23 protein-coding genes are annotated in these 25,267 nt (G+C 72.4%); 14 read left to right on the forward strand and 9 right to left on the reverse strand.

Annotated features, from left to right (window positions below; genetic code table 11):
• Positions 1-102 precede the first annotated feature (102 nt).
• Complete coding sequence (locus tag ACFQSB_RS20770; RefSeq protein ID WP_354841159.1) at positions 103-678, forward strand: nucleotidyltransferase domain-containing protein; 576 nt, start codon at positions 103-105, stop codon at positions 676-678.
• Positions 679-810: 132 nt separating this feature from the next.
• Here the strand turns inward: ACFQSB_RS20770 and ACFQSB_RS20775 are convergent, their stop codons facing one another.
• The 4 genes from ACFQSB_RS20775 to ACFQSB_RS20790 form a co-directional block, all read right to left on the reverse strand.
• On the reverse strand, positions 811-1,797 hold the full coding sequence (locus ACFQSB_RS20775) for a cation diffusion facilitator family transporter (protein ID WP_380828476.1): 987 nt from the start codon (positions 1,795-1,797) through the stop codon (positions 811-813).
• Positions 1,790-2,194, reverse strand: a complete 405-nt coding sequence (locus ACFQSB_RS20780) for an ArsR/SmtB family transcription factor (protein ID WP_380828477.1) — start codon at positions 2,192-2,194, stop codon at positions 1,790-1,792. Before ACFQSB_RS20780 ends, ACFQSB_RS20775 begins: the two co-directional genes overlap by 8 nt.
• Positions 2,195-2,348: 154 nt before the next feature.
• The gene (locus ACFQSB_RS20785; RefSeq protein WP_380828478.1) at positions 2,349-2,933 is read right to left on the reverse strand and encodes a carbonic anhydrase; all 585 of its coding nucleotides are present in this window, start codon (positions 2,931-2,933) and stop codon (positions 2,349-2,351) included.
• 81 nt (positions 2,934-3,014) lie between these two features.
• A complete protein-coding gene (locus ACFQSB_RS20790; RefSeq protein ID WP_380828480.1) occupies positions 3,015-3,422 on the reverse strand; it encodes a hypothetical protein in 408 nt (135 codons plus the stop codon).
• 238 nt (positions 3,423-3,660) lie between these two features.
• Between ACFQSB_RS20790 and ACFQSB_RS20795 the strand changes: the two genes are divergently transcribed.
• Entirely contained in the window at positions 3,661-4,887 is a 1,227-nt protein-coding gene (locus ACFQSB_RS20795) for an esterase-like activity of phytase family protein (RefSeq protein WP_380828481.1), read from the forward strand.
• A 156-nt stretch (positions 4,888-5,043) separates the two neighbouring features.
• Here the strand turns inward: ACFQSB_RS20795 and ACFQSB_RS20800 are convergent, their stop codons facing one another.
• Entirely contained in the window at positions 5,044-5,616 is a 573-nt protein-coding gene (locus ACFQSB_RS20800) for a TetR/AcrR family transcriptional regulator (RefSeq protein WP_380828482.1), read from the reverse strand.
• A gap of 122 nt (positions 5,617-5,738) precedes the next feature.
• On the opposite strand from ACFQSB_RS20800, the gene ACFQSB_RS20805 reads away from it, so the two are divergent.
• Complete coding sequence (locus ACFQSB_RS20805; protein WP_380828483.1) at positions 5,739-6,329, forward strand: hypothetical protein; 591 nt, start codon at positions 5,739-5,741, stop codon at positions 6,327-6,329.
• Positions 6,330-6,447: 118 nt separating this feature from the next.
• Here ACFQSB_RS20805 and ACFQSB_RS20810 read toward each other — a convergent pair whose 3' ends face one another.
• The gene (locus ACFQSB_RS20810; RefSeq protein ID WP_380828485.1) at positions 6,448-8,745 is read right to left on the reverse strand and encodes a sialidase family protein; all 2,298 of its coding nucleotides are present in this window, start codon (positions 8,743-8,745) and stop codon (positions 6,448-6,450) included.
• 227 nt (positions 8,746-8,972) lie between these two features.
• Positions 8,973-10,100: a lytic polysaccharide monooxygenase gene (locus ACFQSB_RS20815; protein ID WP_380828487.1), complete on the reverse strand. Its 1,128-nt coding sequence runs from the start codon at positions 10,098-10,100 to the stop codon at positions 8,973-8,975.
• A gap of 428 nt (positions 10,101-10,528) precedes the next feature.
• Between ACFQSB_RS20815 and ACFQSB_RS20820 the strand changes: the two genes are divergently transcribed.
• Positions 10,529-11,164, forward strand: a complete 636-nt coding sequence (locus ACFQSB_RS20820) for a nucleoside/nucleotide kinase family protein (RefSeq protein WP_380828488.1) — start codon at positions 10,529-10,531, stop codon at positions 11,162-11,164.
• Between the two features lie 258 nt (positions 11,165-11,422).
• A complete protein-coding gene (gene asnB / locus ACFQSB_RS20825; protein WP_380828574.1) occupies positions 11,423-13,279 on the forward strand; it encodes an asparagine synthase (glutamine-hydrolyzing) in 1,857 nt (618 codons plus the stop codon).
• 4 nt (positions 13,280-13,283) lie between these two features.
• Here the strand turns inward: asnB and ACFQSB_RS20830 are convergent, their stop codons facing one another.
• Entirely contained in the window at positions 13,284-13,736 is a 453-nt protein-coding gene (locus ACFQSB_RS20830; RefSeq protein WP_354920000.1) for a Fur family transcriptional regulator, read from the reverse strand.
• A gap of 331 nt (positions 13,737-14,067) precedes the next feature.
• Here ACFQSB_RS20830 and ACFQSB_RS20835 point away from each other — a divergent pair, with 331 nt between their 5' ends.
• Positions 14,068-14,547 carry a hypothetical protein gene (locus ACFQSB_RS20835; RefSeq protein ID WP_354920003.1) on the forward strand — a complete coding sequence of 160 codons (480 nt, stop codon included), beginning with the start codon at positions 14,068-14,070 and terminating at the stop codon, positions 14,545-14,547.
• 54 nt (positions 14,548-14,601) lie between these two features.
• On the opposite strand, the gene ACFQSB_RS20840 is transcribed toward ACFQSB_RS20835, so the two are convergent.
• Positions 14,602-15,180 (reverse strand): DUF6461 domain-containing protein, encoded by a 579-nt coding sequence (locus ACFQSB_RS20840; RefSeq protein WP_380828489.1) that lies wholly within the window; start codon positions 15,178-15,180, stop codon positions 14,602-14,604.
• A 196-nt stretch (positions 15,181-15,376) separates the two neighbouring features.
• Here ACFQSB_RS20840 and lysS point away from each other — a divergent pair, with 196 nt between their 5' ends.
• The 8 genes from lysS (at position 15,377) to ACFQSB_RS20880 (ending at position 25,267) form a co-directional block, all read left to right on the forward strand.
• On the forward strand, positions 15,377-17,095 hold the full coding sequence (lysS, locus tag ACFQSB_RS20845; RefSeq protein ID WP_380828490.1) for a lysine--tRNA ligase: 1,719 nt from the start codon (positions 15,377-15,379) through the stop codon (positions 17,093-17,095).
• Between the two features lie 190 nt (positions 17,096-17,285).
• Positions 17,286-18,092 carry an SAM-dependent methyltransferase gene (locus ACFQSB_RS20850; protein WP_380828492.1) on the forward strand — a complete coding sequence of 269 codons (807 nt, stop codon included), beginning with the start codon at positions 17,286-17,288 and terminating at the stop codon, positions 18,090-18,092.
• Positions 18,093-18,415: 323 nt separating this feature from the next.
• On the forward strand, positions 18,416-20,200 hold the full coding sequence (locus ACFQSB_RS20855; RefSeq protein WP_380828494.1) for an ABC transporter substrate-binding protein: 1,785 nt from the start codon (positions 18,416-18,418) through the stop codon (positions 20,198-20,200).
• Between the two features lie 3 nt (positions 20,201-20,203).
• On the forward strand, positions 20,204-21,241 hold the full coding sequence (locus ACFQSB_RS20860; protein ID WP_354841205.1) for an ABC transporter permease: 1,038 nt from the start codon (positions 20,204-20,206) through the stop codon (positions 21,239-21,241).
• Positions 21,238-22,146 carry an ABC transporter permease gene (locus ACFQSB_RS20865; RefSeq protein ID WP_380828495.1) on the forward strand — a complete coding sequence of 303 codons (909 nt, stop codon included), beginning with the start codon at positions 21,238-21,240 and terminating at the stop codon, positions 22,144-22,146. Before ACFQSB_RS20860 ends, ACFQSB_RS20865 begins: the two co-directional genes overlap by 4 nt.
• A 3-nt stretch (positions 22,147-22,149) precedes the next feature.
• Entirely contained in the window at positions 22,150-23,235 is a 1,086-nt protein-coding gene (locus ACFQSB_RS20870; RefSeq protein ID WP_380828497.1) for an ABC transporter ATP-binding protein, read from the forward strand.
• On the forward strand, positions 23,232-24,239 hold the full coding sequence (locus ACFQSB_RS20875) for an ABC transporter ATP-binding protein (RefSeq protein WP_354920018.1): 1,008 nt from the start codon (positions 23,232-23,234) through the stop codon (positions 24,237-24,239). Before ACFQSB_RS20870 ends, ACFQSB_RS20875 begins: the two co-directional genes overlap by 4 nt.
• The gene (locus tag ACFQSB_RS20880) at positions 24,236-25,267 is read left to right on the forward strand and encodes a GNAT family N-acetyltransferase (RefSeq protein WP_380828500.1); all 1,032 of its coding nucleotides are present in this window, start codon (positions 24,236-24,238) and stop codon (positions 25,265-25,267) included. The genes ACFQSB_RS20875 and ACFQSB_RS20880 overlap by 4 nt, the downstream gene beginning before the upstream one ends.

Consider the following 25,267-nt stretch of genomic DNA (forward strand, 5'->3'; position numbering starts at 1 on the left):
CGAAGACTCCTCCGGTGACGCTCCGCGCACGCGAAGATGACGGGCATGATGCGCCGGGAGACGCCGTGGGGCACATGGGACCCCGCGCCGTTGTCTGAAGTCGTGAACCTCTTCTCCGCCGCGGACGGCCGCTGGTGGATCGCCGGAGGCTACGCCATAGAACTCGCCGTGGGATACGGCTTCCGCGAGCACGGGGACATCGACGTCCTGCTGCTCCGCGACGACCAGCTCGCCGCCCAGCGGATCCTGCCCACCTGGGAGTGGTGGTGCGCCGACCCCCCGGGAGTGCTGCGCCCCTGGAAGCGGGAGGAGATCCTTCCCTCGACGGTGCACGACATCTGGTGCCGTCCCGGGGCCGACGCGCCATGGCGCATCCAGGTCATGCTGGACGAGTCGGATGGCCCCGAGTGGGTGTCGCGGCGCGACTCCCGGGTGCGCCGCCCCGTGGAGCGGCTGGGGCTGGTGTCGCCGCGGGGCGTCCCCTACCTGCGCCCGGAGATCCAGCTGTTCTACAAGGCCAAACGCCCCCGCGCCAAGGACGAGCAGGACTTCGAGGAGGTCCTGCCGAAGCTGGGCGGCGACGAGCGGCGTTGGCTGGCCCGCACCATCGGCCTGGTGTACGGCGACCACCCGTGGCCTGACCGCCTGCTCGACGGAGAGCCCCGGAACGGCGGCTGACCGCGGGACGGCGGGACGGCGGGGCGGCCGGGCGGCCGGGCGGAGGGCGGACCGGGCGGCCGAGCGGACCGAGGGCAGGGCGGCTGACCGGCGGAGGGCGGGCGGCCGACCGGCCGGTCGAGGGCGTCCAGGTCAGGAGCCGGAGGGGTCGCCCCGGTGGGCGGGGCCGTGCGGGTCGGCGCAGTGCGCCTCGGCCTGGCCGATGGTCAGAAGCTCGGGCGTCGCGTGGTCGACCTGCAGGGTGGTGTGGCCGATGTCGTACTCGTCGCGGACCAGGCGCTCGGCGGCCACCCGCACGGCGTGACAGTCGGCGCCCGGGGCCACCAGGATGTGCGCCGACAGCGCCGCGTACCCGGAGGTGACCTCCCAGATGTGCAGGTCGTGCACCTCCACGACGTGCTCCAGCGCGGCGGTCTTCCTGCCGATCTCCGCCGGGTTCATCCCGGCGGGGGCCGCCTCCATGAAGACCCTGCCGGAGTCGCGGACCAGCCCCCAGCCGGCCTTGAGCATCAGGCCGGCCACCACGAGCGCGGCGAGCGCGTCGGCGCGGTTCCAGCCGGTCAGCCAGATCACCAGTCCGGCGATCGTGGTGGCGACGAACGCGTAGAGGTCGCTGAGGATGTGCTGGAAGGCGCCCTCGACGTTCAGGCTCGTCCGGTTCGCCTTGCTGAGCAGCCACGTCGCGGCGAGGTTGACGGCGATGCCGGCCACGCCGGTGGCGACGACGAAAGCCCCGTGCACGACCGGCGGCGCGATGAGCCGGCCGACGCCCTCGTAGATGAAGTAGGCGCTCAGCAGCAGCAGCGTGATGCCGTTGATCTGGGCTGAGATGATCTCGGCGCGCTTGAGCCCGTAGGTGAACCCGCCCTGCGGGGGACGCTGGGCGATGCGCATGGCCACCAGGGCGAACACGATGGCGATGGCGTCGGTCAGCATGTGCCCGGCGTCCGACACCAGGGCCAGCGAGCGGGCGAGGAAGCCGATGACCACCTCGACGGCCATGAACCCGACGATCAGCGCGAGCGCCCCGGTGAGGTAGCGGCGGTCGGCCTCGGCGGCGACCGCGCCGTGCCCGTGGCCGTGCCCGTGACCATGGCCGTGCCCGGCGCGCTCACCCATCGCCCAGCCCTCCTCCGGTGTGCCCGGCGTGGGCGATCGCCAGGTCGAACAGCATGCGCACGTGGGAGTCGGCGAGCTGGTAGTAGGCCATGCGCCCCGACCTGCGCACCTTGACCACCCGCCGCATCCGCAGCAACCGCAGGGCGTGCGAGGCCCCGGACATGCTCTGGCCGGTGGCGGCGGCCAGGTCGCACACGCACATCTCGCCCCCCTCCAGCAGCGCCGCCACCATGCGAAGCCGCCCCGGGTCGGCGAGCAGGCCGAACACCTGGGCCAGGTCCTCGACGGTCTCCTCGGAGGGCAGGGACCGGCGCACCGCGGAGACCCGTTCGGCGTCGACCATCGGCACCGAGCAGCCGTGGGGGTCGATCACGGCGACACTTGAACGATCCTTCATACATTGAAGTGTAGGAAGCGGGACCGGTCGCTGTCGACACCCGGGACCTGGCCGGTGGGCGGCGGAGGCCGCGATCGGACGGACTCCCGCCCACCGGCCCGTCATGGACGTGCCCGGCCGGAACCGGTCACGGGGCGCCTGGTGGCGCGGGGGCTCAAAGGGGGGTGAAGGCGCCGGTGTCGGGCCGGTAGTTCGACACCACGCCGGTCTGGACCTCGTAGAACCAGCCGTGCAGGCGCAGACGCCCGGCGGCCACCCGCCGGGCCACCCGGGGGTAGCGGCGCAGCTTGTCGAGCTGGGCGATCAGGTGGGCCCGCGCGGCGTCCTCGTCGGCGAGCACGGGGGCGTCCCGCCAGCGGTGGGTCTGCAGCAGCCACCACCGCGTGGTCGGCGCCGACCGCAGCGTCCAGGAACGCACCCGGCCCTGGACGGCGCCGCAGCGGGTGTGCCCGCACACGATGACGTCCTGGACGCCGAGGATGGTCACGGCGTACTCGATGGTGGCGGCCTCGGCCGTGAGCCGGCCCAGACGGTAGGGCGGGATGACGTTGCCCGCCGTGCGCAGCTCGAACAGCTCGCCGGGGCGGGCGCCGGTGATCAGGGACGGGATGACCTGCGCGTCGGAGCAGGTGACGAACATGGCCTGCGGCGAGACCCCGTCGCCCGGGCCGGCCGCCTGTTCTCGGCCGCCGCTGACCTTCTGGTGGAACGTGCGGGCATGGTCGATCAACGATTGCATGGGTGTGACTCCTTCGTGCTGATGAGGGCATGGAGCGTCGGCCGGGCGCGCGGCGCGCGGCCCGGTAGCGGCGACCGGTGATCAGCAACGGAAGACGGGCAGCCGCGGCCCCGAGGGCCGCGTCCATCGCAGGGCGGAGGCTCCCGCCGCGGGAGCGCCCGCCCGAAACGCCGTCTCGGTGACGGCCTTCGGTCGCTGCGAGGGATGCCCGCCGTGACGGGACGGCGGGAGGGGAGGCTTGACCCAGCCGGCGGCGCAGGGGTTCTCCCACGGTCTGGGACACCCGTCGTGGTCGGCGTCCTCGGGGCCCGGCATGGGCGCGGCCTCGGCCCGCGTCTCAACGACCGGCGCCACGACCGGGGTCCCGGTGATCGCGGGCAGGGCGGGCGGGCTCTCGTGGGAGCCGACGCCGGTGACGAGCAGGATGACGGCGGCCGTGGCAAGGAAGAGGTGAACGGCCGCCCGCACCGCCGATCGTCGCTCCGTCAACGCATCGCCCCACTACCTGTAGCATGCAGTCGATTACCGATAGTAGTCGAGGTGTGCTGTCCAGTACATGGGGAGTTTGGCAAAGGTGCTGGTCACGCCATGGAGATGGGAGATCTATGACGCGCGGCGCCTCCACCGCCGGGGTTCGCGCCCCGGCGCCGCCCCGCTCACGGCCTGGGCACCCGCGGGTCATCCGGTGTTGTGCCCCGATTAATCGGGCATCCCTAACGTGACGGCCATGAGAAAAACCATGATCGGGTTGGGCGCCGTCGCGGTGGCGCTGAGCCTTTCCGCCCCCGCCCTCGCCGACGGGCACGACGGCCACGGCGGCCACCAGTCCCACGACGGCGGGTACGGCCGGGCGACGCTCACCGGATGGGCCTCCCTTCCCGCGCAGACCTACGTGCCGGGCAGCGAGCCGTCGGGCGCCCAGCTCGGCACCGATCCGATCAACGGCGTCACCCCGCCGTTCCCGGGCCAGCCCGTGCAGGGCTTCAGCGGCGTCGTCCGCCGCCGCGACGGCAGCTATGACGTGCTGTCCGACAACGGCTACGGCAACAAGGCCAACAGCGGCGACTTCCTGCTGCGCATCCAGCGCGTCAAGCCCGACCTGCGCTCCGGCGTGGTCACGGCCGTGGGCGGGGTGGACCTGAGCGACCCGTTCAAGCGCGTGCCCTTCCCGCTGACCCGCGCCGACCGCAGGCTCACCGGCGCCGACTTCGACGTCGAGTCGATCGTCCGCCGTCCCGACGGCACCTACTGGATCGGCGACGAGTTCGGCCCGTGGCTGCTGCACTTCTCGGCCACCGGCGCGCTGCTGGACAAGCCGGTCGCGCTGCCCGGCGTCCAGGCGCCCGAGAACCCCTACCTCAACGGCGGCACGCCGAACCTGGGCAGCAGCAAGGGCTTCGAGGGCATGGCGAGCGGGCTCGACGGCCGCCACCTGTACCCGATGCTGGAGGGCACCGTCGCCGGCGACCCCGCGGGCACCCTGCGCATCAACGAGTTCGACCTGCGCGACCGCGCCTACACCGGCCGCCGCTGGACCTACAAGCTCGAGGCGCCGGGCAACTCCATCGGCGACATGGTCTCGGTGGACCGCGACCGGTTCCTGATCATCGAGCGCGACAACGAGCAGGGCGACGCGGCCAAGCTCAAGCGCGTCTACCTGGCCGACACGCGCGACCGCGACAAGGACGGCGCCGTGGACAAGACGCAGGTGGCCGACCTGCTGGACCTGGCCGACCCCAAGGGCCTGGGCGGCTTCGGCCCGACGTTCAGGTTCCCGTTCCAGACGATCGAGGACGTCGTGATCCTTGACGACTCGACGATCGCCCTGCTGAACGACAACAACTTCCCCTTCTCCGCGGGCCGCACCCCGGGCAGGCCGGACAACGACGAGTTCATCACCGTGCGGCTGTCGCGTCCCCTGGACGCCGACCCGCGCGCCTACCGCCGCTACTGATCCGGCGCCGGCCGGCACCACCCGGCCGGCATCGCCGGACTCCGCCACCCCGTCGCGTGCCGACACGGGCAGGTGGCACGCCGCGCCCCGGCGACCGGACGGTCGCCGGGGCGCGGCGGCTTCGTCAGGCCACCGGCACGGTCGAAGGCGGCGGCCTCAGCTCGGGGTCAGGTGGCCGGCGCCGATGACGGCCCGGCTGCCGCGCAGGAACGAGGCGGCGACGGTCGCCGGCCGGTCGAGGTATCCGGCGACCATGGCGCCGTCGCGGATCAGCATCAGGTCGTCGGCGACCTCGCCGGAATTGCCGATGCCGAGCGGGGCGATGAGCTGCTCGAAGGTCGTCTTGTTCCACTGGCGATGCGCCTCGACGGCCTTGCGGACCCGGCTCTCGGGATCGGGGTACTCGGCCGCGGCGTTGATGAAGGGACAGCCGCGGAAGCCGGGTGCGCAGGCGATGACCCCGACCGCCTCGGAGATCACCCGCAGGGTGGCGTCGACATCGCCGTCACCCTGCTTGATCGCCGCGCCGATGCCGTCCCGCTCGAGCGTGGCGCGGCGTTCGAGGTAGGCGAGGACGAGGTCGTCCTTGCTCTTGAAGTGGCGGTAGAAGGTGACCTTCGTCGTGCCGGCGAGGTCGATGACCTTGTCGACGCTCACCGCACGCAGCCCCTGCGCGTAGAACAGCTCGGTCGCCGCCTCAAGGACGCGCTCACGCATGGGGCTGCTCATGCTCGAGATCATACGCGTCCCTCCTGTTCACCCCTTGCGCCCGACTTCCTCGCGAGGCTACTGTCAGCCTTGGTAGAGTTACTAGTCATTCTACCTACACCATCGCCGAGAAGAGGCAGACAATGACCACCGTCGCTGATCTGAACGCCGGTCGCACCGCCGTGGCGTTGCGGAACCTGTACCTGGTGCGCTTCGCGTTCGCCGTCATCTGGGCGGTCCTGCTGTTCCTGACCGGGGCCACTCCCGGCCCGGTGCGCGTGGCACTGCTCGTGATCTACCCGCTGTTCGACGTCGCGGCGGCCGTCGTCGACCTGCGCTCCTCGCGGACCGCGCGCCCCGCCGCGGCCCTGTACGTCAACCTGGCCCTCAGCCTGCTCGCCGCCATCGGCCTGGCCGCCACGGCCGCCTCGGGCGTGCCCGCGGCGCTGCGCGTCTGGGGCGCCTGGGCGATCACCGCCGGAATCGTGCAGCTCATCGTGGCCGTCAGCCGCCGCCGGCTCGGCGGCCAATGGGCGATGATCTTCAGCGGAGGGCTCTCCGCGGTCGCCGGGACGGCGTTCGTCCTCCAGGCCGGCACGCCGGCCGCATCGCTGACCAACCTCGCCGGGTACGCGACCGTCGGCGGCGTCTTCTTCCTCATCTCCGCCCTGCGTCTGCGGCGCCCCGCGAAGAGCACCCGCGTCCCGGCCACCGCCGAGACCGCCGGTCGCTGACCGCGGTGTTCCCCGAACGGCGTGGCTGGGACGCTCAGGCCGGAGCGGTGTTCCCCGAACGGCGTGGCCGGGACGCTCAGGCCGGAGCGGTGTTCCCCGCACGACGCGGCCGGGGCGCTCAGGCGGGCGGAGTGGCGGTGACGCGGGTCCACTCGACGCGGGCCGCCGCGGCGTTGCCGCCCGCCGTGCCGGTCACCCAGTGCGCCACCTGCGAGCTCTCCCGGCTGTCCTGCACGACCCAGGTCGCCCCGGTGTCGGCGCCGTCGCGCCACAGCCGCGCCATCCCCGCGCTGTCCACCGTCACCCGCCACGTGGAGGGGGCCGCCGCGGTGGCCGAGGAGTAGACCTTCTCCCACACCGCCGACCCCTTGCGCATCGTCCACACCCCGCTCTTCTGGACGGCCAGCATCAGCCGGCGCTGCCCGTTGGCGACCTTGGCGCCCAGGCTGACGCCGTCGCCGGTGGCCGGGTTCAGGGCGCTGTCGTCCTCCACCCGCCCGCGGAACTCCAGGGTGAAGTCGCAGCCGCGCGTCACGTCCAGGCCGAGCGAGGCGCTGGAGGCCCGGCGGGAGGAGCTGCGGAGCAGCAGGTCCCCTCCCGACAGCAGGGCCGTGCCGCCCGCCCCGTCGAGCGTCCAGTCGCCGAAGGCGTCCCAGGTGCTGCCGGCGACGTCGTCGACCACCTCCAGCAGGTCCACCACGGCCTCGGCGGGGGCGGCGACCGTTCCCGAGCACCACAGCGCCACCTGCGGCGCCTCGCCGGAGGCGGCGACGACCCACGAGGCCCCGGTCTCGGCGCCGTCGAGCATGAGCGTCGCGGCGCCGTGCGCGCCGACGGCCACCCGCCACACATGGGCGGTCGCCGTGTCGCCGGGCGCGGGGTGCACCCGGGTCCACCCGCCCCTGCCCTGGACGAAGGAGTACACGCCGTCCGGCTGGAGCGCCAGCATGAGCCGCATGGTGCCGGTGGCGACCTTCAGCGCCAGGCCGGCGCCCGCCCCGGTGCCCGGATCCAGCCGGGAGTGGGCGGCCACCCTGGCCCTGAGGGTGACGACGAACCCGCCGGACGGGCCGTTGCGCTGGGTGACCCCGGAGAAGCCGGGCGGGCTCCCCGGGGTGGCGTCGGTGAGGCGCAGCCGGCCCGAGGCGTCGACCTCCACCGTGCCGTCGCCGGCCGTCACCGTCCACGCCGACAGATCGCCCCACCCGCCGCCTACCCCGGTGAACGACCGGGAGAGGTCCAGTTCGGCGACCTTGATGGCGATCTGGTTGTGCTCCCAGACCACGAAGAACCGGCCGGGGGCGTACTCGTCGGCGCTCGCGTACACGTCCCAGCCGCGGGCCGCGCCCTCGGTCAGCCGCGCGCCGTCGGCGAACAGCCGGCCCGGACCCCACGGCGCGCCCGGCCGCTTGACCTTGTAGCACAGGACCTCGCGGTACTGGTCGGGCTTGCTCGCGCCCGAGCCGGTGAACGGCCCGGCGAGGGTGTTGTAGATCGTCAGATACCGCCCGCCGGAGTCCCTGGTGAACAGGCCCTTGACGTAGTAGTTCGGCAGCGCCGGGTCCAGTCGCATGGCCGACCAGGTCAGGCCGCCGTCGGTGCTGGCCGCCGTCGCGGCGTGGGCGGCGTGGGTGCGGTAGTAGGCGTCGCGGGCGGCGGCGGAGGCGCCCCCGGTGAGGTCCAGGGTGCGGGCCACCAGCACCAGCGTGCCGGGGTCGTCCTGCGAGACGGCGAGCTGCGGTTCCTCGATCGACACGCCGGGCGGGTTGGCGGCCAGGGCTCCGGGCGTCCAGGTGGACAGGTCGGACGAGCGGAGCACCCCCGCCTTGGTGGTGCCGCCGGAGGCCTGCCAGTAGGGGAGCAGCCAGACCCCTTCGTGCTTCAGCGGCTTGCCCGCGACGACCACGCCCCTGCTGTTGGCCGGGACGTTCACGGTGACCGGGAAGTCGGTCCAGGTGCGCCCGGCGTCGGTGCTGCGCCTGGCCACCATCGCCACCGGGAAGCCGTCCACCTCGCCCGCGCCGTCGCGGTCGGCGGAGACGGTGATCCGGCCGAGGAAGGCGTACAGCGTGCCGCCGTCGTTCAGGAAGATCACGTAGTGGTAGCGGTGCGTCGCGGTCGCCGCGGCCAGCGTGCGGGTCGTCCAGGTGGCGCCTGCGTCGGCGGAGGTGGCGCACATGATCGACCCCTGGTCGGTCGGCGCGGGGTCGCGGTCGTCGCGCGCCCCGGCACGCCAGCCCACCACCAGCCGGCGCGCGTCGAGCGCGGCGATGTCCGGCACGCGGTTGCCCTCGTGCGCCAGCTCTCCCCGCGCGTCCAGCTCGACCGTGCGGTAGACGGTCACGGGGGTGCCGACGGCGGCTCCGACGACGTCCGCCTGCGGCCAGGTGCGGACGCGGTCCGGGGTGGGGCTCATGGTCGAAGCGAACACGAGCGGGGCCCGCGCGCGCAGCCGATCCTCCGTCCCTTCACCCGGTGTTCATCCCGGGCGCCGCGGCGGCCCGGCGGCTCGCCTACGCCTCGCCGCCCGGACAGGGGAGCCTGTACGGCGAATGGGCGGCGCCGCGCCGCCGGCCTTCCGGCCGGTGCGCGCCGCCGCCCAGGGCAGTCGCCGTTACCCTCGATCGCCGCCGAGGTGTCCGGTCAGGTGCTGCTGCAGGTCAGCGTCGGGCTGCCCGGCGAGCCTTGCGCCACGTATCCGAAGGTCGTGGACGCGTTGGATCCGAGGCTGCCGTTGTAGTTGGCGTTCTTCACCGTGATGTTCGACCCGCTCACGGTGTAGGTGCCGCTCCAGAGGCTGTTGATGGTCGTGCCGCTCTGCAGCGCCCAGTTGACCGTCCAGCTGTTGATCGCGCTGGAGCCGGAGTTGCGCACCGTCACCTCGGCCTGGTAGCCGCCGTTCCAGGTGCTGGTGGTCTTGAAGGTCGCGGCGCAGCCGCCGGACCCGCCGCTCGGCGTCGGGGTCGGCGTCGGGGTCGGGGTCGGCGTCGGGGTGGGCCTCGGCGTGCCGGTCGGGGTGGGCGTCGGGGTCGGGGTCGGGGTCGGGTCGCCGCCGCTACCCTCGCCGACGCCGGTCACCTGGCCGTTGCCGCCGTCGAAGACGACGTCGGAGCAGTTGTAGAAGGTCTCCTGGCTGTCGGACCGCTGCCACACCGAGTAGATGATGTGCCGGCCGCTCTTGCCGGACGGGAGCGTCGCGTTCCAGTAGTAGTAGGAGTCGGCGTTACCCGGGCTGCCGACGCTCGGCGGGTCCTGGGCGGTGTAGAACGGGGTGCTCTCCAGGTCGCTCCAGGCGAGCGCGCGGGTGGGGCTCCAGCTGTCCTTGGTGATGTAGGTGCGGAACGACCCGGGGTGCGCGGCCCACTTGTTGTACCGGAACTGGATGTTCGCCCCGGAGGTCAGGTGGGTCACCGGCCAGTCGTTGCGGGCCAGGTCGAAGCCGCTGAAGTTGTACACGACGGCGCCGCCGCTGCACAGCTTGCCGTCCGGGATGAAGCCGGAGGTGCGGCCGCCGCCGTCCGAGCGCAGCACGGCGAACCAGTTGTAGATCGAGTTGGTGCCGCTCTGGGCGATCGCGGCGGCGCAGGCGGGGTTGTGCGGGGTGACGGCGCCGGTGGTGCCGACGCTGTCCTTCCAGCAGAGGTAGGTGCGGCTGCCGGGGATCATCATCGCGCCGTGGGCCGATGCAGACCCGGGCAGCAATGCGACCAACATGAGGGTCGCGATCGCGGCGGCGGCGCCGGCGATCGAGATCTTACGTCGCTTTCTCATGAAACACCTTTCGAGGGGTTACGACGTAGGTCCTCGGCGCAGCCGGGACGTCCATCGCGGCAGCGCGTCCGGCACGCTCGAGCAGGCACGGACGCTATGCACGTCAAGGAGTCACCAAGGACCTGGTGAAGTAACCGGTCGTCGCCGTGGGGCGAACAGCCGTCGACTGCCGACCAGCATGCGAAAGCGCTTACGCGTCAAGAACTGTAGGTCGCGGGCGCCGCGCTGGGAAACGCCCGAAAGTATCGGCCGGACCCCTACCTGGTGATCACCTGTCCTGTCGCAGGTGGCGGCCATGACCGCGTGGGCGGGCGGCGGGCGGCCCGATGAAACACGATGAAACTTTCGCCTACTTCCGCGCGCCGGCCGCGGACCGGCCCGGCCGTCGCGGGGTCAGGTCGCGGCCCGGCGTCGGCGAGGATGAGGGGATGGACGTACGCCCCATCTCACCCTCGGCTCTGGTGGAGGAGCTCGCCGACCGCATCGCCGGCGCCCCCAGGTCCTCCTGGGTGCGCGTGGCCCTGGACGGCGCCCCGGCGGCGCGGCCGGGCGAGCTGGCCGACGCGCTGGCCGGCCCGCTGCGCCTGCGCGGACGCGAGGTCCTGCGGGTCCCGGCCGGCGGCTTCCTGCGCCCGGCCTCGCTCCGCTACGAGTACGGCCGCACCGACCCCGACGCCTTCTACGACGGCTGGCTGGACTACGGGGCGCTGTCGCGCGAGGTGCTCGCCCCCCTGGACCCGGGCGGGCCGGGGAAGGTGTTGCCCAGCCTGTGGGACGCCGCCACCGACCGCGCCACGCGCGCCCCGTACGTGACCCTGCCGCCGGGCGCGGTGGTGCTCATGGACGGCGGCCTGCTGCTCGGCCGCTGGCTGCCGTTCGAGTTCACCGTGCACCTGTGGCTGTCGCCCGGCGCGCTCGCCCGCCGCACCGCCGAGGAGTGGCGGTGGACCCTTCCCGCCTACGCCCGGTACGAGGAGGAGGTCGCGCCGCGCGAGACCGCCGATGTCGTGGTCCGCGTGGACGACCCCCGCCACCCGGCGATCATCGCCGCCCTCGGCGCCTGATCACCGGCCATCAGGTCGGCGGGACCGCGCGAGAGGCGACCTCGCTCCTGTGGCCGCGGACGCCATGGGGTGTGCGTCGGAGGAGCGTGTCCGCGCGCCACGGAGCGCGTCAGCGGTAGGGGGGCGGGGCACACCCACCTTACGAGGGCATATGTGCCGGCCAGCGGCCGTTGACCTGGGAGAAATGCCGTTCTCTGCTGGGGGGCAGGCGGGCGGTGTTACCCGATTCTGCTTCCGGTGAGACGTGGGGGCGTCGAGATGTGTGGAATCTGCGGATGGGTGGACTTCGAGGGTGACCTTCGGGAGTCACGCGACACGCTCAGGGACATGACCGAGACGATGGCCTGCCGCGGGCCCGACGACGAGGGGATGTGGATCTCCGAGCACGGGGCCCTGGGGCACCGGCGGCTGGCGATCATCGACCTCGCGGGAGGCCGCCAGCCCATGGTCGCGGACGAGGACGGCGAGGTGCTCGCCGCGCTCACCTACAGCGGGGAGGTCTACAACTTCCAGGAGCTGCGCGCCGAGCTCGCCGCCCGGGGCCACCGGTTCCGCACGCGCAGCGACACCGAGGTGGTGCTGCGCGCCTACCTCGAATGGGGCGAGGACCTCGCCGAACGCCTGAACGGCATGTACGCCTTCGGCATCTGGGACGCCCGCCGCGAAGAGCTCGTCCTCGTGCGCGACCGCCTCGGCATCAAGCCGCTCTACTACTACCCGACGCCGACGGGCGTGCTGTTCGGCTCCGAACCCAAGGCGATCCTCGCCAACCCCGTGCTGGCGGACCGCGCGGTGGACGCCGACGGCCTTCGTGAGCTGCTGGTGTTCGTCAAGACCCCCGAGTGCGGCATCTTCCGGGGCATGCACGAGGTGCGCCCCGGCGGCATCGTCAGGGTCGGCAGGGAGGGGATCACCAAGCGCCGGTACTGGCAGCTCTCGTCCCACGAGCACCCCGACGACCTGCCCACCACCATCCGCACCGTCCGCGGCCTGCTGGACGACATCATCCAGCGCCAGCTGATCTCGGACGTGCCGCTGTGCACCCTGCTGTCCGGCGGCCTGGACTCCAGCGCGGTCACCGCCCTGGCAGGGGAGGCCCTGCGACGGCACGGTGAGGGCAAGCTCCGTTCGTTCGCCGTCGACTTCACCGGCTACACCGAGCACTTCAGTCCCGACGCGATGCGCGACACCCCCGACGCCCCCTTCGTCCATGACCTCGTCCGGCACCTGGAGCACCTGGGCGTCGAGCACAACGACATCGTGCTGGACTCGGCCGACCTGATGAACCCGGCGGTCCGCGCCTCGGTGCTGCGGGCGCGCGACCTGCCGACCGGGGTCGGCGACATGGACACCTCGCTGTACCTGCTGTTCCGTGCCGTGCGGGCGCACTCGACGGTCGCGCTGTCGGGAGAGTCGGCCGACGAGGTCTTCGGCGGGTACCGGTGGTTCCACGACCCCGCCGCCGTCAACGCCGGCACCTTCCCCTGGCTGGCCGCCGGCACCCGCCTGGTGGCCCTGGACCAGGTGCTGGCCCCCGACCTGCTGCGCCTGCTGGACGTCCCCGGCTACCGCGACGAGCGCTACCGGCAGGCCCTGGACGAGGTGCCGCGCCTGCCGGGCGAGAGCGGCATGGAGGCCCGCATGCGCGAGGTGAGCTATCTGCACCTCACCCGGTTCGTGCAGATGCTCCTCGACCGCAAGGACCGCATGAGCATGGCCGTGGGCCTGGAGGTGCGGGTGCCGTTCTGCGACCACCGCCTGGTGGAGTACGTGTTCAACGCGCCCTGGTCGATGAAGACCTTCGACGGGCGGGAGAAGAGCCTGCTGCGCGCCGCCGCCGCCGACGTGCTCCCGGAGTCGGTGCTGGCCCGCAGGAAGAGCCCCTACCCCTCCACGCAGGACCCCGCCTACGAGAAGGCGCTCAGGGACGAGACCGCCCGGCTGCTCGACAGCGCCGAGTTCCCGGCCGCGTCCATGATCGACGTCCCCAAGGTGCGGGAGATGATCGACCTGCCGCAGGAGACGGTCAGCCGCCACGACGTGCGCGCCGCGCTGGAGGGCCTGCTCCAGTTCAACGCCTGGCTGGACCGCTACCGGGTGCGGGTCGTCCTGTAGGCCGTCAGCTCTTCGCGGAGGCGCAGGGCGGGCACACGCCGAAGATCTCGACGGTGTGGTCGACGTCGACGAACCCGGCCTCGGCCGCGACGCGCTCGGCCCACCGCTCGACGTCCCTGCCCTCCACCTCGACGCTGCGCCCGCACGCACGGCAGGTGACGTGGTGATGGTGCCCGCCGGTGGCGCAGCGGCGGTACAGCGTCTCGCCGCTCTCGTCGCGGATGGCGTCGACCGCCTCGTCCTGGCTGAGCACCTGCAGGTGGCGGTAGACCGTGGTCAGGCCGACGCGTTCCCCGCGGCGGCGCAGCTCGGCGTGGATCTCCTGGGCGCTGTGGAACCCCGACAGCGTGCCGAGCACGGCCATCAGCGCCTCGGCCTGCCGGGTGCCCCGGACGCGCGTGCCCCGGGACGGGGGCCGGTCGAGATGCGAGGACGGCTCGGCCGATCGCGACGTCATGCTGGACCCTCCCCGTCTCGGCGTCCCCCGCGCACGGCCGCCTTCCCGTCACCACGAAGACTAGCAACCGGCACGCCCGCCGCCCGCCTCATGCGCCACCCGCGTCCGCCGCCCGCCCACGCGGCGGCTGCCTCGGGCCTTCCACCCCCGCCGCCCGCCCATACGGCGCTTGGTTCGTGCGCCACCCGCGTCCGCCGCTCGGCTCATGCGCGGCGCCCGCGTTGGGCGCGCATAATTGCCTGGCCCGCTGATTGCCCGCCCGTGCGGCCGGCAGGCCCCGACGCAGGGGGCCGTGGCCGGACGCCGGGCCCCGACGAAGGAGCCCACGAGCGTGTCCTGGCGTCACCTGCCCAAGCCCGCGCGTGCCGTCGCCGAGGCGGCCGAGGGGGCGGTGGAGGCCGCCCGCGCCCGGGACCTGCCGGCCTTCGAGCGCGCCGCCGCGGCGCTGGCCGCGCTGGACTCCGAGCACGTCGCCCTGGTGCTCGGCACCGTGACGCGGACGCTGCTGGAAGACCTGCACCCGGGCGGGCTCACCGCCGACGACGTGCGGGCGCTGGTCGGGCGCTGCGCGCGGGAGGCGGCGGGGTGGTTCCCCGCCGTGGACGCCGATGTCCTGGTGATGCTGGTGGCCGGCGCCCTGGGCGTCCACCAGCCGCAGGCGGAGGCGTTCCCGCTGGACGGGGAGGTCGTCGCGCGGCACGCCACGCTGCTGGTCACCGATCTGCTCGCGGTGTCCGGCCATCCGCTCGGCGCATGCCTGGAGGCCGCGTTCGCCGACATCGCCCTGGTCCAGATCGCGGACACGCCATAGGCGGGAGGCTCAGTACGGCAGGGCTCGGTAGGGGCGGCCGAGGTCCGGGCGGGCTCAGTAGAGGTGCGCGGCCGAGCCGGCGAACGCGGGGCGGCGCAGGTGCTCGCGGGTGACCCGCACCCCGGTGGCGCGTTCGGCCAGGGCCATCACGGTGAGGATGGGGTCGTAGTCGTCATCGTCGAGCGCGGCGTCGGCCTCCTCATCCTTGGTGGGCATGCCCAGGTCGAGCATCTGGGGGAGCAGGCGGTCGGGGTCGTCGCCCCAGCGCGCGTCTGAGCCGTCGGGCTCGAAGCCGGTGACCAGACGGCCGTCGGCGGCGAAGACGAACTGCTGGTCGGCGTTGACGTTGAGGAACACCGCGGCCATGACCGTGCCGGCGGACAGCCGGCGGACCACCTCGGCCAGCGTCCCGGCGAAGCCGTTGTACTCCAGCAGGGCGGTGCCGCCGATGGCGGGGCAGGCGGCGATCGGGAAGTCGGACATCTCTTCGAGATCCATCCCAGGGAGAGGGGTGACGCCGATGCGGCGTAACGCCTCCTCGGGGTCGACGTCCTTCACCAGGGTCAGGCAGAAGGGCCACCCCTCGTACTCCTCGTCGAACCAGGCATAGTCGGCCGCCGTCGCACCGTTCATCGGGGGGTCCTCTCTCCAGTGCCGTTCCAGGAACATGATCTTGCCAGCGGGCACCGACAGAATCGGGGTTCTCCACAGACTTGGACGGACTGGGACCGGGTTTTCCACAGACCCGGAGTGACTGGCACGGGGTGCCGCGTGCGTCCGGGACAATGGAGGCGTCAGGCTTTCACGGAAGGAAGTACCGATCGTGGCTATGAGCGCTGAGGCCGACTGGGTCTCACGGTTCGCGGACGAGGTCATCGCCGAGGCTGAGCGTCGCGCGCCCGGCAAAGCGATCGTCTGCGCGTCCGGCCTCAGCCCTTCGGGCCCCATCCACCTGGGCAACCTGCGCGAGGTCATGACGCCCCACCTGGTCGCCGACGAGATCCGCCGCCGCGGCCACGAGGCCGTCCACATCATCTCCTGGGACGACTACGACCGCTTCCGCAAGGTGCCCGCGGGCATCGACTCCTCCTGGTCGGAGCACATCGGCAAGCCGCTGACCTCGGTGCCCGCGCCGCCCGGCAGCGAGCACCCCAACTGGGCCGAGCACTTCAAGGCGCAGATGATCGCCGCGCTGGCCGAGCTCGGCGTGGAGTACCGCGGCATCAGCCAGACCGCGCAGTACACCTCGGGCGTCTACCGCGAGCAGATCCTGCTGGCGATGCGCGAGCGCGCCCGCATCGACGCGATCCTCGACCGCCACCGCACCAAGGGCAAGACCGCCAAGGCCCCCAAGCAGCAGGGCTCCCTGGACGAGGCCGACGCCGCGGCGGCGGAGGCCGCGGCCGAAGGCTCGGGCGCCGCCTCCGAGGACGACGGCTCGGCCGCGGGCGGCTACTTCCCCTACAAGCCCTACTGCTCGGTCTGCGAACGCGACACCACCACGGTCACCGCCTACGACGACGCCACCACCGAGCTGACCTACACCTGCGCGTGCGGCCACACCGAGACGGTGCTGCTGTCGGAGCACAACCAGGGCAAGCTGGTCTGGAAGGTCGACTGGCCGATGCGCTGGGCCTTCGAAGGGGTGATCTTCGAGCCGTCGGGCGTCGACCACCAGTCGCCCGGCTCGTCGTGGACGGTGGGCGCCCCCATCGTCAAGGAGGTCTTCGGCGCCGAGCGCCCGATCGGGCCGATGTACGCCTTCGTCGGCATCAGCGGCATGGCCAAGATGAGCAGCTCCAAGGGCGCCGTGCCCACCCCGTCGGACGCCCTGGAGATCATGGAGGCGCCGCTGCTGCGCTGGCTGTACGCCCGGCGCAAGCCGAACCAGTCGTTCAAGGTCGCCTTCGACCAGGAGATCCAGCGGCTCTACGACGAATGGGACGCCCTCGAGCGCAAGATCGACGACGGCACGGCGCTGCCCGCCGACGTCGCCGCCTACACCCGGGCGGTCGGCACCGCCTCCGGCGCGCTGCCCGAGACCCCGCGCCCGCTGCCCTACCGCACGCTGGCCTCGATCGTCGACATCACCACCGGGCACGACGAGCAGACGCTGCGCATCCTGCGCGATCTCGACCCCGGCCACCCGATCACCTCGCTGGAGGAGGCCCGGCCGCGGCTCGACCGCGCGGCGCGGTGGGTCACCACGCAGGTCCCGGCCGAGCAGCGCACCCGCGTCCGCGACGAGCCCGACACCGCCCTGCTGGCCTCGCTGAGCGAGCGCGACCGCGAGTCGCTGCGGTTGATGCTCGACGGCCTTGCCGAGCAGTGGTCGCTCGACGGGCTCACCACGCTGGTGTACGGCGTGCCGAAGGTTCAGGCCGGGCTGGCGCCGGACGCCAAGCCGACCCCCGAGCTGAAGGTCGCCCAGCGCGAGTTCTTCGCCCTGCTCTACACCCTGCTGGTCGGCCGGGACACCGGCCCGCGCCTGCCCACGCTGCTGCTCGCCGTGGGGGCCGACCGCGTCCGCAAGCTGCTGGGAGGCTGACCGCCGGCCACCTGCCCCGTCCCCGCCCGCCACGATCGGCGTCCGGCCGCCTGACCTCGTCACCGCCGGTCGGTGTTCTGATCGCTGAAGGGCGCCTGTTCTGGTCGTCGACGGCCGCCGTTCCGCCTGGGACGGCGGGCCCGAGATCGCCTACCATCCTGATCAGGACGAGTGAGCGGCAAGGAGCGGTGTGAGCGATATCAAGGCGCCAACGGGGGTCGATCCGTCGATCCCCAGCGTCGCGCGGATCTACGACTACTACCTTGGCGGCAAGGACAACTTCGCCTCCGACCGCGCGGCCGCCGAGAAGATCATCGAGCTTCTGCCCAACGTGCGCGACGTCGCCAGGGAGAACCGCGAGTTCCTGGTCCGCACGGTGACGCATCTCACCCGCCAGGGCGTGCGCCAGTTCCTCGACATCGGCGCGGGCCTGCCGACGCAGCGCAACGTGCACCAGGTCGCGCAGGAGCTCGCGCCCGAGTCGCGGGTGGTGTACGTCGACAACGACCCCATCGTGATGGCCCACGCCCGGGCGCTGCTCGCCGAGAACGACCGCGTGATCGCCGTCGGCGCCGACATGCGCGACACCAAGGCGCTCCTCGACCGCCTGGAGATCGTCGAGCATCTCGACTTCTCCCGGCCGGTGGCGATCCTGATGCTCGGCGTCCTGCACTTCATCCCGGACGACGACGAGGCCATGAAGATCGTCACGGTGCTGCGGTCGGCGCTCGTGCCGGGCGGTCATCTGGTCATCTCGCACGGTTCGGTGGGCGAGGTCGACGAGGACAAGGCCCGCGAGGGGCAGCGGGTGTTCAGCCGCACCGCCGCGCCCGGCGTCACCTCCCGCTCGCCCGAGCAGGTGCGAGCCTTCTTCGACGGCCTGGAGCTGACCGAGCCCGGAGTGGTGCCGCTGCGCGAGTGGCGGCCGGAGCAGGAGCCGGTGCTCGCGCTTCCGGGGGAGGCAGGGGCGGTCGGCGGCGTGGGCCGCGTGCGCTGACCCCCGGCAGGAAGCGACCCCGGCGGAAAGCGGCACAGGCACAAGCGGCACAGGCGGGAAGCGGCACAGGCACAGGGACGCATGGAGCACGCGGCGACGTAGAGAGTGTCATAGGGACGTACAGAGGGACACAGGGACGTAGGGAGGGCCCCGGCGTGACGCCGGGGCCCTCTCGCATGCCATGGGGTGCCCTAGCGGAAGTATCCGCAGGTAGAAGGGGGGTTAAAAAGAAACTTCATGCTAACCTGCATGGAGGAAAAAAATCGACCACCCTGCCCTCGAGCCCGTATGTTCCTGGCAATCGGGCCCCTGGAGACCACTACATGAAGCGACTCGCAGCGATCGCCGCCGTCGCGGCCCTCGCCGCCGTCACCGCCTGCGGCACTACGGAGACGGCCGGCACGGCCGGGGCGGGCGGTATCTACACCACGATCGACGGTGCCAAGCAGATCGACGCCACCGCGCCGATCAATCCCTTCAACCCGCAGGGGAGCACGTTCGTCGGGTACGACGCCATGTCGCTGGCCTGGCCGAAGAACAGCCTGACCGATCCCAACCAGTTCTATCCGGGCATCGCCCGCAGCTGGACCGCCACGCCCGACCAGGGCGAGGTCGTGGTTCACCTGCAGCCGCAGGCCCGCTGGTCGGACGGCAAGCCCGTCACCAGCGAGGACATCCGCACCTCGATCGGCCTGGCCTACACCCAGGGCGGCAGCGCCTACACCGTCAACGCCGGCGCGGCGGGCGCGGCGGCCGACATCACGATCGTCGACGCCAAGACCGTCAAGGTCACCCAGGGGGCCAACCGCAGCAACGTGTTCCTGCGCAACGTCCTTTCCACGGTGGTCGTCCCCGCGCACGTCTACGGCAAGCTGCTCCCCGCCGGCTTCTGGACGACCCTCCAGGCCGCCAGGGGAACCGGACCGGCCGCCGACAAGGCCAAGGCCGCGATCACCGGGCTGTCGCAGAAGGTCATCACCTTCGCCCCGCCCGAGGACGTCTCCGCCGGGCCGTTCGTCCTGGAAAGGGTCAACCCCGGCGCGGCGCTGCTGAAGAAGAACCCGTACTTCTACGACGCGGCCCGCATCGCGCCCGACAAGGTCAAGGTGCTCAACTACACCGGCAACGAGCAGATCTGGAACTACCTGGTCACCGGCACGCTGGACAGCGCGCCGTTCACCGCCGTGCCCGCCGCGGTCATGCGCAAGATCAAGCAGACCCCGGGCAACGCGATCCGCAAGGGTTACTCCCCGGTGGCGGCGTCGATGGCGTTCAACCAGGCGCGCAAGCCCTACGACAACGTGCACGTGCGCCGCGCGCTCGCCTACCTCGTCGACCGCGCCCAGGTCACCAAGATCGCCTCACCGGAGGCGGGGACGCCGTCGCTCACCACCACCGGCATCCACGGCGACTCGGCCAAGGCGTGGCTCGGCGACCGGCTCGCCGCGCTGGACCCCTACAAGGTGGACCCGGCCAAGGCCGACGCCGAGCTGAAGGCCGCCGGCATGGTCAAGAAGGGCGGGGTGTGGGCGATGCCGGACGGCAGCCCGTGGAAGGTGGAGGTCCACGTGCCCGCGTCGTTCTCCGACTGGGTCGCCGCCGCGAAGTCGATCACCAGTCAGCTCAACGACCACGGCATCGAGGCGAGCGTCACCACTTCGGCGGACTACATCCTCTACCTCGACGAGCTGGCCTCGGGCAAGTTCGACATCGGCTTCTGGCTGATGGCGCTCGGGCCCTCGCCGTACAACATCTACCAGCGCCTCTACGGCTCGGCCAACGGCTGGTCGCTGCTCGCCGGGCGGCTGACGCACTCTGCGCCGGGCAAGGACGGAAACTGGATGGGGGGCCCCGAGACGATCGGCGGGGTGAACCCCGGCGAGCTCACCAACCGGCTCAACCTGGCCGCCCCGGACGAACAGAAGCGCATCGTCGCCACGCTGGCCACGCTGACCAACCAGCAGCTGCCGGTGATCCAGATCTACGACTACGTCAACACCCAGTTCATCAACACCGACCGCTACACCGGCTGGCCGCCGGCCGGGAGCGAGGCGCTGCGCCTGCCCGCGGGAGTGTGGATGCAACTCGGGATGATCAAGAAGAAGTAGCCTATGACGACTCTCACGACCCGGCGGACTCCCCGGGTGAACGCAGTGACACGACGGCTCACCGGGCACGTCGTCCGCGGCCTCGTCATGATCTGGGTGGTCACCACCATCAGCTTCGTGATCATCCGCAACATCCCCGGCAACCCGGTGCTCGGCCAGTACGAGACGCTGATCGAGAAGGGCATGTCGCCCGACCAGGCCGAGCGGGCCACCGCCGCCCTGTACGGGTTCCTGCCCACGGGCAGCCTCTGGGAGCAGTACACCGGATACATGAAGGCGCTGCTGCACCTGGACCTCGGCCAGTCGATCAGCACGCCCGGCACCGAGGTGACGACCCTGCTCACCTCGGCCGCCAAGTGGACCATCCTGCCGGTGCTCGGCGGCACGCTGCTGAGCTTCCTGCTCGGCGTCACGCTCGGGGTGTACGCGGGCATCAAGCGGTCGGGCAAGCTCGGCGACCTGCTGTCGATCTCGGGCTCGCTGCTGCACGGCGTGCCGCAGTACGTCATCGGCCTGCTCATGCTGGCCATCTTCACGACACTGTGGCCGATCCTGCCCGCGGGCGGCCCGGTCGACGTCGAGTTCGTCCCCGGGCTCAACGCCGGCTACCTGGCCTCGCTGGTCCAGCACGCCACGCTGCCGGTGCTGACCTACGCCCTGGCCAGCTACGGCGGCTGGGTGCTGGCGATGAAGTCCAGCGTGGCGACCGTGCTCGGCGACGACTTCATCCTCGCCGCCGAACTGCGCGGCCTCACCCGGGGCGTGCTGTTCCGCTACATCGCCCGCAACGCGATTCTGCCGTTGTTCACGATCCTCGCGCTGTCGCTCGGCATGCTGTTCGGCGGCGCCATCTTCATCGAGCGGATCTTCAACTATCCGGGGCTCGGGCTGCTGCTGGTCAACAGCATCGGCGCCCGCGACTACGCGCTCATGGGAGGAACGTTCCTGGTGACCACGGTGGCCATCATCGTCGCCAACATCGCGGCCGACCTGCTGTACACCGTGATCGACCCGCGGGTGCGGACGGGAGGCGCGGCATGAGCGTGACGGTTCCCCAGACGGCGCTCGGCGACACCCGGGCGGCCCTGCGGCGCAACTTCTGGCGGGGCGTCGCGCGCGTGCTGCGCCGCAAGCCCAGCCGCCTGGCCGGCGTGGTGATCGTCGCCATGTTCCTGCTCATGGCGGCGTTCGGGCCGATGCTGTACCCGGCGCACCTGCCGCGCGACGACAACGCCCTCTACGCCCCTCCCAGCTTCGCCCACCCGTTCGGCACCGACTTCGAGGGCACCGACGTGCTCGCGCTGGTGGTCACCGGCGCCCGGTACGTCATCCTCACCGGCCTGGTCACGGCGGTCATCACCGTCGCGGCCGGCACGGTGCTCGGCCTGCTCGCCGGGTTCCACCGGGGACGGTGGGACACCGTGCTCATGCGGATCACCGACCTGCAGCTCACCATCCCCGGCCTGCCGCTGCTGCTGGTGCTGTCGACGGTCTGGAAGTTCCAGGGGCCGCTGGAGATGGGCCTGGTGCTCGGCCTGCTGGGCTGGGGCGGCATCGCCCGCGCCGTGCGCTCGCAGACGCTGTCCCTGCGCGAACGGGGGTTCATCGAGGCGGCCCGGGGGCTCGGGCTGTCCACCGCCCACATCATCGGGCGCGAGCTGCTGCCCAGCATGGCGCCCTACATCGCGATGAACATGCTCATCGCCGTCACCGGCGCCATCTACGCCCAGGTCGGCCTGTTCTTCCTCGGCGTGCTGCCCTTCGACTCCAACAACTGGGGTGTGATGCTCAACCTGGCCGTCTTCGGCGGCGGGGCGCTGACCAGCACCGCCGCGCTGCCGTACCTGCTGGCGCCGCTGCTGGCGATCCTGCTGCTCACGCTCGGCATCGTGCTCATCGTCGACGCGATGGACGAGATCTTCAACCCGCGCTTGCGTGAGGAGTAACCGGTGACCACCATCTCCCACGGGGTCGGGGAGTCTCCCCGCCCCGAGTCCTCCGCCGTTCCCGGCCTGCTCGTGGGCACCGCCGCGGCGACGACGCCCGGGGTGCGGGTCCGCGACCTCACCGTGGTCTACCGGACGCCGCTCGGGGAGCTGCCAGCCCTCGGCGGCGTCAGCCTCACGATCGAGCCCGGCACCATCACCGGCATCGTGGGGGAGTCCGGCTCCGGCAAGTCCACGCTGGCGCTCTCGCTGCTCAACGCCGTCCAGCCGCCCGGCCGCATCGCCGGCGGCAGCGTGGAGATCGACGGGCTCGGCGACGTCGTGGACCTGGCGGGCGACCGGCTGCGCCGGGCACGCGGCCGGCACCTCGGGTACGTGTTCCAGGCCGCCCAGAACTCCCTGAACCCGCTCAAGACGATCGGCAAGCAGCTACTGGACCTCGGCCGTTCGCACGACGTGGACGACCTTCCCGCCCTCGTGCGGGACGCCAAGAGCCTGCTGGAGCGGATGGGCCTGGACGGCGCCCGCGTGCTGGACTCCCACCAGCACGAGCTGTCCGGCGGCATGCGCCAGCGGGTGGGGATCATGCTCGCGCTGGTGCTCAACGCCCGGCTGGTCATCCTCGACGAGCCCACCACCGCGCTCGACATGATCACCCAGGCGACCATCCTGCGCATCGTCCGCGAGATCCACCAGGAGCGCGGGCTGACCACGCTGATGGTCACCCACGACATGGGCGTGGCCGCCGAGGTCACCGACCGGCTCGCCGTCATGTACGGCGGGCGGGTGGTCGAGCACGGCCCGACCATGGAGGTGCTCGGCTCGCCCCGCCACCCCTACACCCGCGGGCTGATCCAGGCGATCCCCCGCCTGTCGGGCGACATCACCCAGTCGCGCGCGCTGCCCGGACGCCCGCCCACGCTCGGCACCGTGCCCAAGCGGGGATGCGTCTTCCAGGAGCGCTGCCCGCTCCGCATGGAGGTCTGCGAGACCGTGGAACCGCCGTCCGTCATCGAGAACGGCAGGACCGTCGCCTGTCACGCCGCCGAGGCTGCCAGGCCCGCCGAACGCCGGAAGGAGCACGCGTGATCACCGGGACCGGCATCACCAGGACCTACAAGCAGCGCGGCGACGTCCTCGGCGCTCGCGAGGTCAAGGCGCTGCGCGGCATCGACTTCACCGTCCCCAAGGGCGGCGCGGTGTCGTTCATCGGCGAGTCCGGATGCGGCAAGACCACTCTCGGCCGCATCGTCGCCGGGCTGGAGACCTACGACTCCGGCGAGATCGTCATCGACGGCACGCCGATGACGCCGCTCAGCCCGCGCCGCCGCCGGCCGTACTTCCGGCGCATCCAGCTCATCCACCAGGACCCCTACTCCGCGCTCAACCCGACCCGCACGATCCACCAGACCCTGCGGGCGCCGCTCGCGCTGCGCGCCTCGCAGACCGGCCGCCCCTCGTCCTGGATCGACGCCCGCGCGGAGGAACTGCTCGCGCTGGTGGGCATCGACCCGGGCTACGTGCTCGGCCGCTACCCCCACCAGCTCTCGGGCGGCATGCGCCAGCGCGTCGTCATCGCCCGCGCGCTCACCGTGGACCCCGAGATGCTGGTCGCCGACGAGTCGGTCTCCATGATCGACGTGTCGATGCGGCTGAGCATCCTCGCCCTGCTCAAGGACCTGCGCGAGCGGCTCGGGGTGAGCCTGCTGTTCATCACCCACGACATCGCCACCGCCCGGTACATCGGCGGCCAGGGGGAGCTGTACGTGCTCTACCGGGGGCAGGTGGTGGAGCGCGGGCTCACCGAGACCGTCATCACCGGGCCCGTCCACCCCTACACCCAGGCGCTGCTGTCGGCGATCCCCGTGCTGCACGGGCTGGAGCGGCCCGGGCGCGAGCGCGTCGTGCCGACCGAGGCGCTGAACGAGCGCCACGCCGACGAGGGGTGCCTGTTCGCTCCCCGATGCCCGTTCCGCACCGAGCGGTGCGAGAAGGAACGGCCGATCCTGGCCGGCTGCGTGGAGAGCACGCACGAGCACGCCTGCTTCCACCCGCAGCGCCGCGAGGTCATCCCCGTGGAGGCCGTGGCGTGAGCGGCGTCCCCGAGAGCCCCGGCCCCCCGAACGACCCCGGTAACGACCCCGGGAACGGCGCTGTGCCCGGCTCCCAGGTCGCGGGTCTGGCGGGCGACTTCGAGGGCGCCGAGCTCGCGAACGGCCTGCACGGGGCCGGGCCCGCGCACGGGCCCGCGGGTGTCCGTCCCGTGCTGCCGGCCGAGCTGGCGATCGCCGGCGAGGTGGCCCGCGAGGCGCTCGTCTTCGACGCCGAGGACGCGCCGCTGATCGTGTCCCGGCTGGCCGCGCCGCCCGAGGGCCGCGAGTGGACGGCGCTCACCCTGCCGTGCCTGGACGGGGTCGTGTTCGCCTCGTTGTCGGCCACCGAGGGGGTCGGGCACGTGGACCTGCTGGCCGTGCGGCCCGCGGCGCGGGGACGCGGGCTCGGCAGGACTCTGCTGCGCGCCGCCGAGGAGTGGCTGCGGGAGCGCGGCGTGCGGGAGGTCCGGCTGGCCGGCAACCCGCCCTGCTACGCCTGGCCGGGCATCGACGTGCGCTACACCCCGGCGGTCTGCCTGGCCGAGAGTCTGGGTTACGAGCGCCACCGCACCGCCTGGAACATGACCGCCGACCTGGCGCCGTTCGCGCCCGGCGCCACACAGGACCAGGAGGCCGGGCGGCTCGCGGCGGCCGGGGTCGCGGTGCGCACGGCCGCGCCGGGGGAGCGGGGCGAGGTGGCCGCGTTCGTCCGGCGGCACTGGAACGACGCCTGGGCCTGGGAGGTCGAGCAGGCGACCGGCTGCCACTACGCCGTCCGCGACGGCGAGATCCTCGGCTTCGCCGCCTGGGGCGCCCGGCCCGGGTGGTTCGGCCCGATGGGCACCGACGAGGCGGCCCGCGGGCTCGGCGTCGGCCGCGTCCTGCTGCGGCGCTGCCTGGCAGAACAGGCGGCCGCCGGCCTGCGCACCACCCAGATCGGCTGGGTGGGCCCGGTCCGCTTCTACGCCAGGGCCGTCGGCGCGCGCGTGGAGCGGGTGTTCTGGCTCTACCGCCGCCACCTCGACTGA

The organism is Sphaerisporangium rhizosphaerae (genome assembly GCF_042665155.1).
Classification (GTDB): Bacteria; Actinomycetota; Actinomycetes; order Streptosporangiales; family Streptosporangiaceae; genus Sphaerisporangium; species Sphaerisporangium rhizosphaerae.

What these genes read in the sequence shown, in the direction of transcription:
- ACFQSB_RS20805 (WP_380828483.1), top strand. Translation starts at nt 5,739, where the DNA reads ATGACCACCGTCGCTGATCTGAACGCCGGTCGCACCGCCGTGGCGTTG.
- ACFQSB_RS20800 (WP_380828482.1), bottom strand. Translation starts at nt 5,616, where the DNA reads ATGAGCAGCCCCATGCGTGAGCGCGTCCTTGAGGCGGCGACCGAGCTG.
- ACFQSB_RS20815 (WP_380828487.1), bottom strand. Translation starts at nt 10,100, where the DNA reads ATGAGAAAGCGACGTAAGATCTCGATCGCCGGCGCCGCCGCCGCGATC.
- ACFQSB_RS20865 (WP_380828495.1), top strand. Translation starts at nt 21,238, where the DNA reads ATGAGCGTGACGGTTCCCCAGACGGCGCTCGGCGACACCCGGGCGGCC.
- ACFQSB_RS20830 (WP_354920000.1), bottom strand. Translation starts at nt 13,736, where the DNA reads ATGACGTCGCGATCGGCCGAGCCGTCCTCGCATCTCGACCGGCCCCCG.
- ACFQSB_RS20810 (WP_380828485.1), bottom strand. Translation starts at nt 8,745, where the DNA reads ATGAGCCCCACCCCGGACCGCGTCCGCACCTGGCCGCAGGCGGACGTC.
- ACFQSB_RS20860 (WP_354841205.1), top strand. Translation starts at nt 20,204, where the DNA reads ATGACGACTCTCACGACCCGGCGGACTCCCCGGGTGAACGCAGTGACA.
- ACFQSB_RS20775 (WP_380828476.1), bottom strand. Translation starts at nt 1,797, where the DNA reads ATGGGTGAGCGCGCCGGGCACGGCCATGGTCACGGGCACGGCCACGGG.
- ACFQSB_RS20820 (WP_380828488.1), top strand. Translation starts at nt 10,529, where the DNA reads ATGGACGTACGCCCCATCTCACCCTCGGCTCTGGTGGAGGAGCTCGCC.
- asnB (WP_380828574.1), top strand. Translation starts at nt 11,423, where the DNA reads ATGTGTGGAATCTGCGGATGGGTGGACTTCGAGGGTGACCTTCGGGAG.
- ACFQSB_RS20780 (WP_380828477.1), bottom strand. Translation starts at nt 2,194, where the DNA reads ATGAAGGATCGTTCAAGTGTCGCCGTGATCGACCCCCACGGCTGCTCG.
- ACFQSB_RS20785 (WP_380828478.1), bottom strand. Translation starts at nt 2,933, where the DNA reads ATGCAATCGTTGATCGACCATGCCCGCACGTTCCACCAGAAGGTCAGC.
- lysS (WP_380828490.1), top strand. Translation starts at nt 15,377, where the DNA reads ATGAGCGCTGAGGCCGACTGGGTCTCACGGTTCGCGGACGAGGTCATC.
- ACFQSB_RS20795 (WP_380828481.1), top strand. Translation starts at nt 3,661, where the DNA reads ATGAGAAAAACCATGATCGGGTTGGGCGCCGTCGCGGTGGCGCTGAGC.
- ACFQSB_RS20855 (WP_380828494.1), top strand. Translation starts at nt 18,416, where the DNA reads ATGAAGCGACTCGCAGCGATCGCCGCCGTCGCGGCCCTCGCCGCCGTC.
- ACFQSB_RS20840 (WP_380828489.1), bottom strand. Translation starts at nt 15,180, where the DNA reads ATGAACGGTGCGACGGCGGCCGACTATGCCTGGTTCGACGAGGAGTAC.